The 14795-nt window shown below is 45.2% G+C and carries 13 protein-coding genes and 1 pseudogene; 11 read left to right on the top strand and 3 right to left on the bottom strand.

The features are described from left to right. The 5 genes from zipA to Q0882_RS04155 all read left to right on the top strand — a co-directional run. Positions 1–1007, top strand: a 1007-nt coding sequence (gene zipA / locus Q0882_RS04175; protein ID WP_299178404.1) for a cell division protein ZipA, incomplete at its 5' end; no start/stop codon positions are given. A gap of 37 nt (positions 1008–1044) precedes the next feature. Further along, a complete protein-coding gene (gene ligA, locus Q0882_RS04170; RefSeq protein WP_299178402.1) occupies positions 1045–3078 on the top strand; it encodes an NAD-dependent DNA ligase LigA in 2034 nt (677 codons plus the stop codon). Continuing rightward, positions 3075–3641, top strand: coding sequence for a hypothetical protein (locus Q0882_RS04165; RefSeq protein ID WP_299178400.1), 567 nt, complete (start codon positions 3075–3077; stop codon positions 3639–3641). Before ligA ends, Q0882_RS04165 begins: the two co-directional genes overlap by 4 nt. 7 nt (positions 3642–3648) lie before the next feature. Next, positions 3649–3861 (top strand): YheU family protein, encoded by a 213-nt coding sequence (locus Q0882_RS04160; protein WP_299178398.1) that lies wholly within the window; start codon positions 3649–3651, stop codon positions 3859–3861. Between the two features lie 49 nt (positions 3862–3910). Next, complete coding sequence (locus Q0882_RS04155; RefSeq protein WP_299178396.1) at positions 3911–4597, top strand: DUF4126 domain-containing protein; 687 nt, start codon at positions 3911–3913, stop codon at positions 4595–4597. On the opposite strand, the gene Q0882_RS04150 is transcribed toward Q0882_RS04155, so the two are convergent. The 3 genes and pseudogenes from Q0882_RS04150 to Q0882_RS04140 form a co-directional block, all read right to left on the bottom strand. Further along, entirely contained in the window at positions 4566–5210 is a 645-nt protein-coding gene (locus Q0882_RS04150; RefSeq protein ID WP_299178394.1) for a CBS domain-containing protein, read from the bottom strand. The genes Q0882_RS04155 and Q0882_RS04150 overlap by 32 nt on opposite strands. 61 nt (positions 5211–5271) lie before the next feature. Next, a complete protein-coding gene (mnmC, locus tag Q0882_RS04145) occupies positions 5272–7221 on the bottom strand; it encodes a bifunctional tRNA (5-methylaminomethyl-2-thiouridine)(34)-methyltransferase MnmD/FAD-dependent 5-carboxymethylaminomethyl-2-thiouridine(34) oxidoreductase MnmC (RefSeq protein ID WP_299178392.1) in 1950 nt (649 codons plus the stop codon). 560 nt (positions 7222–7781) lie between these two features. Next, positions 7782–8633, bottom strand: a pseudogene (locus tag Q0882_RS04140) (IS5 family transposase). Positions 8634–9284: 651 nt separating this feature from the next. On the opposite strand from Q0882_RS04140, the gene Q0882_RS04135 reads away from it, so the two are divergent. From Q0882_RS04135 to Q0882_RS04110, 6 genes are read left to right on the top strand one after another with little or no spacing between them, the layout of a single operon-like run. Then, positions 9285–10328, top strand: coding sequence for an N-acetylneuraminate synthase family protein (locus Q0882_RS04135; protein WP_299178390.1), 1044 nt, complete (start codon positions 9285–9287; stop codon positions 10326–10328). Continuing rightward, positions 10321–11457, top strand: coding sequence for a UDP-N-acetylglucosamine 2-epimerase (gene neuC, locus Q0882_RS04130; RefSeq protein WP_299178388.1), 1137 nt, complete (start codon positions 10321–10323; stop codon positions 11455–11457). Before Q0882_RS04135 ends, neuC begins: the two co-directional genes overlap by 8 nt. Before the next feature lie 2 nt (positions 11458–11459). After that, a complete protein-coding gene (gene hisF / locus Q0882_RS04125; RefSeq protein WP_299178386.1) occupies positions 11460–12218 on the top strand; it encodes an imidazole glycerol phosphate synthase subunit HisF in 759 nt (252 codons plus the stop codon). Next, on the top strand, positions 12215–12856 hold the full coding sequence (gene hisH / locus Q0882_RS04120; RefSeq protein ID WP_299178384.1) for an imidazole glycerol phosphate synthase subunit HisH: 642 nt from the start codon (positions 12215–12217) through the stop codon (positions 12854–12856). The genes hisF and hisH overlap by 4 nt, the downstream gene beginning before the upstream one ends. Before the next feature lies 1 nt (position 12857). Further along, a complete protein-coding gene (locus Q0882_RS04115; protein WP_299178382.1) occupies positions 12858–14087 on the top strand; it encodes an N-acetyl sugar amidotransferase in 1230 nt (409 codons plus the stop codon). Next, complete coding sequence (locus tag Q0882_RS04110) at positions 14080–14772, top strand: acylneuraminate cytidylyltransferase family protein (protein WP_299178380.1); 693 nt, start codon at positions 14080–14082, stop codon at positions 14770–14772. Before Q0882_RS04115 ends, Q0882_RS04110 begins: the two co-directional genes overlap by 8 nt. The last annotated feature ends 23 nt before the right edge of the window (positions 14773–14795 follow it).

Here is a 14795-nt window from a genome sequence, read left to right as displayed (position 1 = left end):
AACCAGAACCAGAACCAGAACCAGAACCAGAACCAGAACCAGAACCAGAACCAGAACCAGAACCAGAACCAGAACCATCATGGGTTCCTGAACTGGTCGAAGAGCCATTAGCTGAGATCGATTTTGATAAGCCGATCACGGCGTTAGTGGATCATGTCGCTGAAGAGACACTGCAACAAACAGGATCTGTGGACGAAGAACCGTTTCCACAGCTTGATCTTGCAGGGGTGGAACAGACGACACCGGTTGAGGGTGAGGATGACCCACAGAAACCATTTGATTTTGATCTGCCACAGGAAGAGGTGCCCGATAACTCTTTTGCAGAGTTGAATCTGGGGTCTGCATTGGATGATACGCCTTCGGTTCCAGAGTTTGGTCGCGAGACACAACCTGTCGCTGAGGCTCGATTCGCTGTTGAAACTGAAGAGCGGGTAACGCTTCAGGAAGAGCCGGAACCTCAAGTGAGCGCCTTTAATAATGTTGCTCCAGAAATGCCTGAAAATCGATCCGCTGTGGATAAGGAGCCTGTTCAGCCCAGCTCCAGACGCAAACCGCTGCTGAAAGATCCGGATCCTGAAAATGTTTTGGTTATCTCCGTAATATCGAAGCTTCAGCCGGCATTCGATGGCTCAGTCATGAAACGGATCATCGATGCGTGTGGCATGGCTTTTGGAGAGATGGATATATACCATCGCTATGAAAAGGAGTCAGGCGTTAGTGCGGTCCAGTTCAGTATGGCGAATGCACTTCCTCCAGGCACCTTTGATGAGCATGACGACTCAAGCCTGAGTACTCAGGCGGTGATGTTTTTTATGTCGATGGAAGAGCCCGAGGATGTGATGGAAGCGTTTGAATGTATGCTGGCAACAGCTGATACAGTCGCTAAGCATCTGGGGGGCGAGATGCTGGACGAGAACCGATCTGTTCTCAGATCCCAGACGATGGAGCATTATCGTCAACGGATTCGTGATTACGAAATGAAAAATCTAAAAAAACGCGGCCGATAATGCCGCGTTTCCTTTCTTTACCTTATCGAGTTTACCCGTGTCTATTGAGCTACAAATTCAGAATCTTCGTGATCAGTTAAATCACCATAATTATCAATACTATGTTTTGGATGATCCATCTGTCCCGGATGCGGAATATGATCGACTGTTCCAACAACTGAAAGCACTTGAGCGGGATAACCCTGAATTTGTAACAAAAGACTCTCCAACTCAGCGTGTCGGGGCTCAGCCATTAAGCGCTTTTTCGCAGATTAAACATGAGATGCCGATGTTGTCATTGGATAACGCCTTCTCAGCGGAAGATATGCAGGAGTTTAATCGCCGCATTTTGGACAGGCTTCAACTGGATGGTGCAGATTCTATTGAATTTGCATGTGAGCCTAAGTTGGATGGTATTGCAGTCAGTCTCCTCTATGAAGAGGGCGTATTGATTCGAGGTGCTACCCGTGGAGATGGGACTACCGGGGAAGATATAACTCTGAATGTGCGCACGATTCCTACAATCCCACTGAAGTTAAGTGGGTCAGGCTATCCGCATAGGCTTGAAGTGCGTGGCGAAATTTATATGCCGAAATCAGGCTTCGAAGCGATTAACAAGAAGGCACTCTCTCAGGGATTGAAAGCGTTTGTTAATCCGCGTAATGCCGCTGCGGGAAGTTTGCGTCAGTTAGATCCTAAAATTACTGCATCACGTCCATTAGAGATGTGTAGTTATAGCATTGGAATTGCTGAAGGGGGCGATTTAGCGGAGAAGCATGCAGAGATTCTGAAGCAGTTACAGGGGTGGGGCTTTAGATTGAATCCTCTGCTGGAAGTGGTTTCAGGCGTTAAAGGTTGCCTGGATTATTATGAAAGAGTCAGTGAATTACGTAATCAGCTCCCCTACGAAATTGATGGAGTTGTCTTCAAGGTGAATCAACTGGGGCAACAGGAGAAGCTAGGCTTTGTCTCTCGTGCTCCACGCTGGGCAATCGCACATAAATTTCCCGCCCAGGAAGAGATGACTACGGTCAAGACGATCGAGTTTCAGGTGGGACGTACTGGAGCGGTTACACCGGTGGCCAGGCTGGTCCCTGTATTTGTCGGAGGGGTCACGGTTTCAAATGCGACATTGCATAATATGGATGAGGTCGAACGTTTAGATGTCCGGGCAGGAGATACCGTAGTGATCCGTCGGGCGGGTGATGTCATCCCTCAGGTGGTCAAAGTCGTATTGGAGCGCCGCCCTGAAAAAACGGTAGTGGTAGAGCCGCCAGAACAGTGCCCTGTTTGCCAGTCAAAAGTTGAACGGCTCGAAGGAGAAGCAGTAGCCCGCTGCAGTGGAGGTCTTTATTGTGCCGCTCAGCGAAAGGAAGCATTGAAGCATTTCGCATCGCGTAAAGCGATGGATATAGATGGCTTGGGCGATAAGCTGATTGAGATGCTGGTTGATCTGGATATGCTGCATACACCGGCTGGACTGTATCAACTGACTCGTGAGGAGTTGTCTAAACTTGAGAGGATGGGGCCTAAGTCGGCAGATAACCTCGTTAATGCGATTAACGATAGTAAAGCAACAGAACTACCCAGATTTCTCTATGCGTTAGGTATTCGAGAAGTAGGAGAGGCGACAGCGCGAGCTTTAGCTATGCACTTTGGTGAGCTTGATCCATTAATGGAGGCTTCTGAAGAGCAGTTACTAGAGGTGCAGGATGTAGGCCCTATCGTGGCTAAACATATCATTAACTTCTTTGATCAGTCCCACAACAAAGAGGTTATCAGCGCCCTGATTGATCAGGCAGGGGTGCATTGGCAGCCGATTGAATCAAAAGCTCAGGATCAGTTGATCTTGCAGGGTAAAACCTGGGTGTTGACGGGTAAGCTGGAGCAGATGGGAAGAAGTGAGGCAAAAAATCACCTGCTGCAACTCGGAGCAAAAGTGGCTGGAAGCGTATCCGCTAAAACTGATTGTGTGGTCGCAGGTCCGGGTGCTGGATCTAAATTGAGTAAGGCTACTGAATTGGGAATCCCAACCATGGATGAAGAGGGCTTTATCGCGTTTTTAAATGAACAGGGTATCGAACTGGAATGAATATTAAAATTGCCTGCCATCTTGGGTTTCTATCACTCTTCAGCCTGATATTGACGGGCTGCTTTGGTTCCGATACTAAGCCTGCTATGCCAATTTGTGAGTTACTGGATGAAAATGATGAGTGGGTAGAGCCAGCGGTTAAACTGAAAGAAAGATATGGTACCCCGCTGTCATTAGCATTGGTTCTGCTTGAGCCACCTCTGTCCGATCTGGATAAAAAGCATGTACGACCACGGGCATCGGACTGGGATGAGTACCGTATTCGTTCTGAGAGATGGGATGCCTCTCCTTATAATCCCGAAGATGCTCTGGATTTTATCGGTTGGTACACCCAGCTGAGTACCCAAAGAAATAATCTTAACTGGCAAGCGGCGGGTGACCATTACTTAGCGCTTCGTCTGGGTCATGGGGATTTTCATCGCTTTGATGCTGAAAAATACCCTGAACTTACGAAACAGGCTGAACATATTCAGGTGCGCTCCGAAAGTTGGGAGCGGGAGCTTCAGGGCTGCCCATCGCACTGGACGAGTGAAAGTTGGTTGAAAAAGCTGAAGATCTGGTAGTGCTGTTATGATTATCCCTCCCGATCAATTAAACCCGGATACACTGAGTGCGCTGATTGAAGAGTTTGTCACGCGTGATGGCACCGACTATGGTGAAGAGGAGGTGTCTCTTGCTGAGAAGGTTCAAGAGGTCCGTGTGATGCTGGCCTCAGGTCAGGCTGTGATTCTGTTCAGCGAGAGTACAGGGCTTTGCAATATAGTACCTAGAGAAAAAATGTAGATGTGGATCTGAAGGCGGTTTCTGTCTATGTGGGTAATTGAGGTGCTTTATGGACCAGCTTGAACAAATGATTAGTCTGATCGCTCTGACAATGGGAGTGGGTTGGGCGAGTGGTATCAATCTGTATGCTACGGTATTGATGTTGGGTGTTCTCAACAATATGGGACACGTTGCACTCCCTGAGGAACTGCAGGTGGTGAGTGATCCTCTGGTGCTCATGGCTGCGGGCTTTATGTACTTTGTTGAGTTTTTTGCGGATAAAGTGCCGGGTGTAGATACTGGCTGGGATAGTTTGCATACCTTTATTCGTATTCCGGCGGGGGCTGCGCTTGCAGCTGGAGCAGTCGGTGATATGGCGCCTGCGGTTGAGATAGCCGCTGCGCTTGTTGGTGGTTCGTTAGCAGCGGGAAGTCATGCAGCTAAAGCTGGGGGCCGGGTGCTGATAAATACATCGCCTGAGCCAGTTACCAACTGGACCGCATCGATCAGTGAGGATCTGATGGTATTAGGGGGCTTGTGGGCAGCCTTAAACCATCCGATCTGGTTTCTTGCGGGCTTGGTTGTTTTCATTCTTCTTCTCATCTGGTTGCTGCCAAAAATCTGGCGAGGAATTAAGAAGGTCTTCCGCTTTCTGGCCGGTTTATTTGGGGGTAAGGGGGATGCCGACGACCCTGAGCCTGAACGGGTATTACCGCAAGAGCGTGTTAAACCCAGCGCTCAAGATGGAGGCCGCTGACAAGCAGGCGTAGTAGATCTGTTCTGCAGACAATTCCGACCACTTCATCTCTACTGCCAACAACTGGCATCGCATTGATACCGTGATCAATAAAACTGATCGCGACATCCTGAACCAGAGTCTCGGGTGTCGCAGCGATCAGTTTACGCGAATAGATATCTTTAATGGCCGTTGTTGAGTCGGTACCGGGGGCTAAAAGATCAGATTCAGAGAGTAATCCTAAAGGCCGTTTGTCAGCATCAATCACAACCAGGTGACTTATTTCAAGTGACTGCATACGCTGCCACGCACTATTGATGGGGGTTGCCGGGCTGACGGTATGGACCGGAGAGACCATTATACGTGAGACGGTTAAGTTATCACTTTTTCTACGCTGCGTATCATCTGCAGTCGAGGTGTATGCTTTGGTAGCGGCGCCTTGAGCACCGGATAGAGATTGGTTTTTAAAACGGGGAAGTACAACTTTATCACCATCTGCATGCAGATTGTCTTCTTTATCTGCGCTGCGATGAGAGTGACGTGTTTTATGCAGTGACGGCACGCCCTTGGCCGGAAACAGACTCTCTTTGGGGGTCTGAATTCTGTAACCATGGTCATACACAAAAAGCGCCATACATCACTCCAAAACGGTCAATAACAAGCCTATGACTGACAGTGTTCTTTCAATATACCAACTATATCGCCTGTTTTATCAAGTTCTTGATAATAAAACGTGCAGGGTGGACCGCATCTATTAGAGTCTTAGGAAGGGGCAAAGGTTCACTACAAATTATAGATGCGAGAAGTTCAGCGGATATAGGGCAGGTTATCAGGCCTTTGGAGCCATGTCCTGTATTGATATAAAGGTTAGGAAAATACTCTGCAGACGTATCACCAAAACGCCAGTTTTTATCTTTACGCAGCTTGGCAAACGTTTGCAGGTAACTATCGTAAACGGGGGCCGGACCAACAACAGGTAGATAATCCGGAGTGCTGCAGCGAAACGCAGTTCGTCCTTGTAGCGTGGTTGCATCGATACTGTCAGCAATGTTAGGCAAAACCGTCGTGAGATTAACAAGATTTTTATCATGGTCTTGCTGGGTCACATTTAGCTCTTTTCCCTTTAAATCAAATGTAGCACCAAAGCAGAGCTGATCATCTTTTTGGGGGGATATATACCCCTCGCCGCATACAACCGTATTTAATTTTGCCTGTATAGGAGCAGGTGTTTTAGGAGTAATTGAAACCTGTCCTCTAATCGTCTTTAACGGCAGATGAGAGGTTTGCGTAAAGCGGTTACTCTCTTCGGCTCCACAAATAATGAGATGTGAGGCAGCAAGCGTGCTGTTATCCATGAAGCTCAATGCCCACTTTTTGTCCGAGTAGGTCAAGGCAGCTAGTTCACCCTGTTTAATCGTTATATCTGCCTCGAGGGTTAACCTGCGACACAGTTCTGAAGGGGAAACCCAGCCTGCGTCAGGAAAGAAAAGGCCGCTGTGTTCAATCAGTGAGCCGGCAATTTTAGATAGCTCAGTGGAGGTCTTATACTGCACCAGTTCATCAGGATAATACTGGCCCTCGATCATATCTGACTGGCGAGCCGCTTCCTTGTTGTTGGTTGCCAGTTGAGCTACACCACATTGAGACCAGAGTGTCTCATCAGGATCGAGTTGCTTCAGCAGTCTGATTGAGTGGAGAAATCCAGATAGATGCAGTTCGCCTTGTACCGTCGGTTTGACGGGGAGCTTTGCGTACAAGGCGCCTTGACGATTCCCAGAACCACCTGTTGCCAGTTGTTCCTCTTTCTCGATCAGGGTGACGCTTACACCCCGTTTAGCAAGGGAGTATGCTGTGCTGCAGCCAGCTAGGCCGCCACCGACAACAGCGACATGTTCCGGTAATTCTGAATGGGGAGTATGAAACCAAAGTTTTTGATGAGGTATGGGGGCTTTTGTTTCCACGAATCTACCCGCAAGCATCTCCCTCTTGCGCCCAAACCCTTTCTTTTTATACACATCAAAGCCAACGTCTTGTAAACCACGCCTTACGACACCCGCTGCAGTAAAGGTAGAAAAGGTTGTTCCCAGTTTGCTCAATCGTGCTATCTCATGAAATAATTCTGCGCTCCACATCTCTGGGTTTTTGGAAGGTGCAAACCCATCCAGATACCAGGCATTAACTGTGCCTTCAAGCTGAGAAAAACTTTCAGCAGCATCGCCGAAGAGCAAAGTCAGGGTGACGTTGTTAGGAAATTCCAGACGGTGAAAGCCTTCAGTGGCAAGAGGGTATTGCTCAAGAAGCTTATCGGCAATGATTGAAAATTGTGGCCACTGAGATAATGCCAGCTTTAGATCACCTGTTGTCAGTGGGTGCTTCTCTACAGAAATGTAATGGAGGGATCCTGTTGCTTCTTCAGGCCACTCGTTGACGGTTATTAGGAAGTTCAAGCCGGTACCAAAGCCTGTTTCCGCTATGCAGAATGAGCCTCCGCTAAAGTTGCTGAAGCGGTGTGAGACCTCATTGGGGTTGAGGAAAACGTGCAGCCCTTCTTCAATGCCTTGATCGATGTTGAAGTACATATCATCGAATTGCTCTGATAGAGGGGTGCTTTTATTCCAGCAAAGGTGTGCAGTGGTCAGTTTCAAGGTGTCGGCTGCTATTAAATGGGTTTTCTTATCGGTAAAGATAACTCGTTGTTTTTAATGGGTTGGCTTTTGATTCTTCCTCTACCGGAAGGCGTTGTTAGAGAAAATGCAACGTGTTAGGTATTTTACGCCTTTCTGAATTTGGAAAGAAGGGGGGAAGGTCTGCTAGGAAAACAGAAAGTTATGTGCGTCAAGGTACTTGAAAGAATGCCTGGGGTAACTGCGAATAACTCCTGATCATGAGATAATCTGAGGCTCTGCGATATTGAAGGCTTTATATGGATTAGCAACTCTCACTATCGCTGATAGTGAATTCACTAAATGCCCCGCCAAAACCGCAAAGAAAAGGCTCATCAAGAGGCCGGATGCAAGCGTGCAGTCAAACCTAAAATGTCAGCAATTAACTCTTGCAATACAGGGGGAGTCCATACAATCATGCGAATAAGTCCCACATGCTGAGCTACTTTTCTGTTCAGGGCGCTATGGCGGCGTAATCGACCTGTTTTTACTCGTCCTCTACCGCCTGAAAGCTGTTTTTTCAGCTCACAGACGGTTTTCTCCTATGTTCGCAGCATCTGGTCCACTCGCACCAAGTTTGCCAAAGCGAATAGCATCGCCAACTTGCCATCATTCTTCATCAATCCATGATAGCGAGCCTTGGTAAGCCGAACTGACACTTGATGATCCGCAACGTGCCAGTCGGCCTTCACACCTTCCAGTGCTTCGCGGTTCTCTGCTCCACGGTAACCACTGTTTGCGAAGATAAATTTTTCCTCGCCGTGAAGAAGGTGCTCGGCTTGGTTGAGGTCATGCTCGTTTGCTGCGGTAGTCGTAAAACTGTGCGTTAGCCCGGTTTTCGCATCAACGCCAATATGGGCTTTCATGCCGAAGTGCTACTGGTTTCCCTTCTTTGTCTGGTGCATTTCTGAGTCACGCTCACCGTCTTTATTCTTGGTAGAGTTTGGCGCTTCGATGATCGTCGCATCCAGCAATGTCCCTTCTTTTACTAGAACACCGGCTTCGCTCAGCCAAGTACTGACCTCATTGAAAATCTTGCGTGCTAAACCATGTCGTTCCATAAGATGGCGGAAGTTCATAATGGTGGTGTGATCGGGTATCGCGCTATCCAGAGATAGACCGGCAAACAAGCGTATGGACGCTATTTCATAGAGCGCATCCTCCATGGCAGGATCGCTCATGCTATACCACTGTTGCATACAGTGGATACGCAGCATAGTCGGTAATGGATAAGGCTTACGGCCGTTACCTGCCTTTGGGTAATGCGGCTCAATGACTGATTCAAGCCGATGCCAAGGGATCAGTTTCTCCATGAGACCGAGAAACTTTTCTTTGCGCGTTTGACGACGTTTGTTGGTGAACTCGCTGTCAGCGAAGGAAAGTTGGTGATCTATGGTTAGCCCTCAGCACATTTGAACGCAGATTGTCTCATGCTGAGGACTTATTCGCATGCTCCTTAGGGTATCCATCTAAAACAGAGGCACAGAGAGATATAGATGATTAATTGATGCGATATTATAGCGGAGAAATGCCGCATCAGAACAATAAAGAATTGTCACCCGCAGTGACAGAAGGTAAGGACATAATTGTATGTTCGGGATTATTTGACTACTACTAATAGGCTAAAATACTCATCGATTAAATTGTTATAAGGATTAGGAAAGATCATTATCATAGTGTTAAATCTTTAGGGAATTTGATGTAAAATTGTGGTCGTTGCTTGTCGGGATCTTAGGTCGCCTGTTATTTAATGTTCTAAGGAGTAATCAAGACATAATTTTTTAGCTCAAATAAAGTATGAAGGCTTTTATGTAGATGGATCTGCTAAGTTCTAATTTATCCTCTCCCCTCTCCTCCTTTTTGTTGAAGGCGGTGTGCCGTAATACAGTGAAGTTTTCGCGATGATGGCCATTCGTTTATGTTCTTGCAGGCCTTATGGCTAAGGAAGTCAAGATTGCCATGATCTCTTTAAAAGTTAAAAGTTAAAAGTTAAAAGTTAAAAGTTAAAAGTTAAAAGTTAAAAGTTACTTAAGCTAGGTATTGTGATGTCAAAAGGTTTCAAAATTGGTGATCGCTATGTTGGCGCTGGCGAGCCTCCTCTTGTAATTGTGGAAATGGGAATCAATCATGAAGGTAGTTTGCAAACTGCGTTTGAGATTGTTGATGCTGCTTGGAAGGCTGGTGCAGAGGTCATCAAACATCAAACTCATGTTGTTGAAGATGAGATGAGTGTTGAGGCTAAACATATCATTCCGGGTAATGCAGATGTATCCATTTACGAAATTATGGAAAGATGTGCCTTGAATGAAGATGAAGAGCTTAAGTTAAAAAAGTATGTCGAAGAAAAGGGTATGATCTTCATCAGTACCCCTTTCTCGAGGGCGGCGGCAGATAGATTGGAACGAATGAATGTTTCTGCATATAAAATTGGCTCGGGCGAATGTAATAACTATCCCTTGCTGGAGCATATAGCGTCGTTTGGTAAGCCTTTGATTATCAGTACAGGCATGAATGATATTAGTTCAGTTCGTAAGGCTGTAGATATTATGGAAAAGCATGATGTTCCATATGCTCTGATGCACACGACGAATTTGTATCCAACCCCAGCAAGTCTCGTCAGATTAGGTGCCATGCAGGAGCTGCAAGCGGAATTTCCAGAGGTTGAGGTTGGGCTATCTGATCACACTACTTCAAATTTGGCGTGCTTTGCAGCTGTTGCTTTGGGTGCCAATATTTTGGAACGGCATTTTACGGATAAAATGGACCGCCCAGGCCCTGATATCGTAAATTCAATGGATCCTGTTGCTCTGAAGGAGTTAATCATTGGAAGTGCGAGTATATCTGAAATGCGAGGGGGTAAAAAAGAAGCTGCAGCAGAGGAACAGGTGACGATAGATTTTGCTTTTGCAACAGTGGTAACGACCTCGACGGTTAAGGCTGGGGAGTCTTTTACTGAAGAAAATCTATGGGTAAAGAGGCCAGGTACGGGGGCAATCAAGGCTGAGCATTATCAATCGATAATAGGGAAAAAATCAAAGCATGATCTTGAATTAGATTGGCATCTGAAGTGGGAAGATATCAGTGACTAAGAGAAGGATTGTTTTTTTAACAGGGACTCGCGCAGACTTTGGTAAACTCAAATCTCTAATTAATATCACGCAATCTTGCACTGATTTTGAGGTGCACATATTTGCCACTGGAATGCATATTAACTCCAAATATGGCAAAACTGTTGATGAAATCACAAAAGCAGGATTTAAGAATATTTACCAATACATCAATCATGACACTATTGAAAACATGGATAGAACTCTAGCTAAGACGATTGATGGTTTCTCTCATTATATTGCGGAAGTTAAGCCTGATCTTATTGTTGTGCACGGGGACCGGGTGGAGGCATTGGCTGGAGCAATAGTTGGCAGTATTAATAATATTCTTGTCGCCCATATTGAAGGGGGTGAAATTTCTGGGACAATAGATGAGCTTATTCGTCATGCAGTTAGTAAAATGTCTCATATTCATTTCGTTGCGAATGAAGAAGCAAAAGGGCGCTTGATCCAATTGGGCGAAAAACCTAGCTCGATTTTTGTTATCGGTTCGCCTGATCTGGATTTGATGAACCCATCTAATCTTCCTTCTCTGTACAAGGTAAAAACTTACTATGGTATTGAGTTTGAAGATTACTCAATAGCGATGTTTCACCCGGTAACAACTGAGTATGAGTATATCAGGGAGTATGCTAGTCAGTTCGTAGAAGCGCTAATACAAAGCGGGAAAAATTATGTGGTAATCTTCCCTAATAATGATTTGGGTAGTAATGAAATTCTGAGTGAATTCAAACGGATTGAAAATAACCCAAGGTTCAAAGTTTTTCCTTCACTTAGATTTGAATACTTTTTAACTCTATTAAAAGAATCTGATTATATAATAGGGAATTCAAGTGCTGGTGTGCGAGAGGCCCCATATTATAACGTCCCCACTGTGGATATTGGCTCAAGGCAGCATAATCGAGTATCTCTAAAGTCAATCATTAATTGTGATTATCAAGTGGCCAGTATTTTATGTGCCATAAAAGAAATTGAAGCGCTTGGTCCTTCCAAAGAAGCTGTAGATAGCGATTATTTTGGTAGTGGGGAAAGCGATAAGCTGTTCTTTCAATTACTGCAATCTTCTGAGGTGTGGGATATTGAACATCAGAAACAATTCCAAGAAATATAGTGATGAATAAAAAGAGAGTCATCGCAAGAGTCGATGTGAAAAATGAATTTGTTATAAAGGGGATTCATTTGGAGGGGCTGCGAAAAGTAGGTGATCCGAATGAATTGGCAAAAAAGTACTACGAATCCGGTGTAGATGAAATAATTTTCATGGATGCTGTAGCTGCTTATTACGACAGAAATAGCCTCAGCCATATAATTGAAAAAGCGTGTGATGATGTGTTTGTTCCTATTGCGGTTGGGGGAGGGATACGCACAATTGAGGATGTCCAGACTGCGCTAAACTCCGGTGCAGATAAGGTGGCAATTAATACAAAAGCGGTTCAGGACCCAGAGTTTATAGAAAGAGCGGCTAAAGTATTCGGATCACAGTGTATTGTGATTTCCATCGATGCTAAACATGTCGGAGATGGAAAGTGGGAAGCATATGTAGATAACGGGCGAGAGCCTACAGGACTTGATGTTATTGAATGGGCTCAAAAAGTAGAGCAGCTAGGTGCAGGCGAAATTATGCTGACTTCCATTGATGCTGAAGGTACTAAAAAGGGTTTCGATTGCGATTTGAACAAGGTTGTGTGTGATGCCGTGACCATCCCAGTTATTTCGAGCGGAGGGGCTGGAAAAACCTCACATGTTATCGAACTTATGGAAACCGCTGAGGTAGATGCCGTTGCAGTAGCCTCGTTGGTGCACTATGAGCTCTCGTCCATTGAAGAAATTAAAAAAGATCTTTTGTCCAAAGGAATCAAGGTGAGAGTGTGACCACAATTGCAGTAATAGACTATGGTCTCGGCAATATAAAGAGCATCTGTCGTGCCCTGAAAAAGAGTGGTGCAGAAGTCTGTTTAACGAAAGATCGGGATGAAGTTCTTTCGTCGGACGGAGTATTGCTTCCTGGTGTTGGCGCCTTTGCGCATGGTATGGAAAAGCTGATTAGTCAGGGAATTGATGAGCAACTTCGTGAGTTTTCAGAAACGGGTAAGCCCATGCTTGGTATTTGCCTGGGGATGCAGATGTTGTTTGATCGAAGTACCGAGTTTGGTAATACGGAAGGGCTAGGTCTAATTCCTGGTCAAGTGTTAAAGCTTGAAATTTTGGATGAGGCGCATGAAAAATTACCACATGTTAATTGGAATGAAATCAAGTCCGAGGACCCTTCTAAATGGGATGGAACAATCCTTGACACTATTAAGGGCGGAGAAGATATGTACTTCGTCCACAGTTATTATGTGAAGCCTTCTAGCGAAGAAGATGTACTATCAACGACTGTTTACTCTCAATTTGAGTACTGTTCTACAGTAAAACACAAAAATATTTATGGCTGTCAGTATCATCCTGAAAAGAGTGCTACGGCAGGACTAAAAATCATGAAGAATTTTATGGAAATTTGCAGAGGCTAAGATGTCTGATAAACCAGAAGCATTTTATGGTCTTCCTCAAGACGTAAAGTTTTGTAAGAAGTGCGTTATTTCTAACCAGCGCCCAAGCTCTACAGTAGAGTTTAAAAACGAAAAAGGGGAGAAAAAGAGTGTTATAAACTTTACCGAAGATGGAGTATGCTCAGCGTGTGTTTATCATGAGGAAAAAGAGCTAGGGATCGACTGGAATGATAGAGACGAGCGCCTCAGAGAACTTCTAGCTCGATTTAAGAGCAAAGATGGCTCTTATGATGTAATTGTTCCTGGCAGCGGAGGTAAGGATAGTGCTTACACTGCACATATCCTGAAGTATAAATATGGGATGAATCCGTTAACGGTCACCTGGGCTCCTCACCTGTATACTGATATAGGGATGAAGAATTTTCAGGAATGGATGCACACCGGTGGTTTGGATAATATCCTGTACACCCCTAATGGTAAACTCCACCGTGAAATGACTCGCAATGCTTTCCATAATCTTCTGCACCCGTTTCAGCCTTTTATTGTTGGTCAGCGAATAATTGGTCCGGCGATGGCGAAACGTTTTGGTGTGAAATTGGTTATGTATGGAGAGAACCAGGCAGAATACGGTAATGCCATCGAGGAAAACTCTAATCCGATTATGAAGATGGATTTTTTCTCAGCTGAAGAGCCGCTGGCAATGAGATTTGGTGGTGTATCGATGGAAGAATACATTGCATCTGGCAAGTACACCAAAGATGATTTTGCTCCGTATATCGCACCCCCGCAGGAGGAGTTGATTGATGCTGGGGTGGAAGTTCACTATCTGGGTTATTACCTGAAGTGGGACCCTCAAGAATGTTATTATTACGCAGTAGATCATACGGGCTTTCAGGCTAACCCGGTCCGTACTGAAGGGACATATTCAAAGTACAGTAGTATTGACGATAAAATTGATCCATTCCACTACTTCACCACTCTAATAAAGTTTGGAATTGGTCGCTGCACATATGATGCGGCTCAGGAAGTCCGAAATGGCAAGATAACCCGTGAAGAGGCAGCATATCTTGTTAAAAAGTATGATGCAGAGTTCCCTGCAAAATATTTCAAAGAGTTTCTTGAATATATTGATACAACAGAAGATGAATTCTGGGAAGTTATCGATAAACATCGTTCTCCGCATATATGGACCCAGCGTGAGGGCGAATGGGTTCTAAGGCATACCGTTGTAAGCGAAGGAGCTGATGATTAAGTCCGCAGTTGCGATAATCCCGGCAAGAGGGGGGTCGAAGGGAGTTCCAAGAAAGAATCTTGTGGAACTTAATGGGGCTCCTCTTATCTGGTGGTCTATAAAAGCGGCTCTTGAATCAGGTTGCATAGATAAAGTTATTGTCACTTCTGATGATGATGATATTCTATCTGTATCTCACGAGTTGGGGGCAGATGTTGTAAAAAGGCCTTATGAGTTAGCTACTGATGAAGCGTCAACCTTACCTGTTCTTCGGCATGCTCTATTAAGTATGACGTGTGAAGAGCGGGCGCATTATCAGTATCTGATTCTGTTGCAACCTACATCCCCTTTAAGGACGTCTCGACATATCGAAGAAGCATTTCAGCTCATTAGAGAAGGTGGTGGGGATGCTGTCATCAGTGTCTTAAGGCGTGATAGCTCACCATTGAAGTGGTTCGTTGAGAAGGATGGTGTTTTGCAAGGCGCTGTAAATGCAGAGTTCCCCTTTTTGCGCCGACAAGATTTACCTAATGTGTGTAGTGCCAATGGCGCAATATACATTATTGGAATAGATGAATTTCTTAAAAATGAAAGTCTGTTGACCAAAAACACCCTTCCCTATTATATGGATGAAGCCGTGAGTATTGATATTGATGACACTACAGACTTACAGAAAGCTGAAATGATAATGGCCGATTCGATATAGCAGTTGGGTCTGTTTAATAATAA

This window comes from uncultured Neptuniibacter sp., from assembly GCF_947498015.1.
Taxonomy (GTDB): domain Bacteria; phylum Pseudomonadota; class Gammaproteobacteria; order Pseudomonadales; family Balneatricaceae; genus Neptuniibacter.
This window is presented reverse-complemented; position numbering and strand designations above follow the sequence as displayed.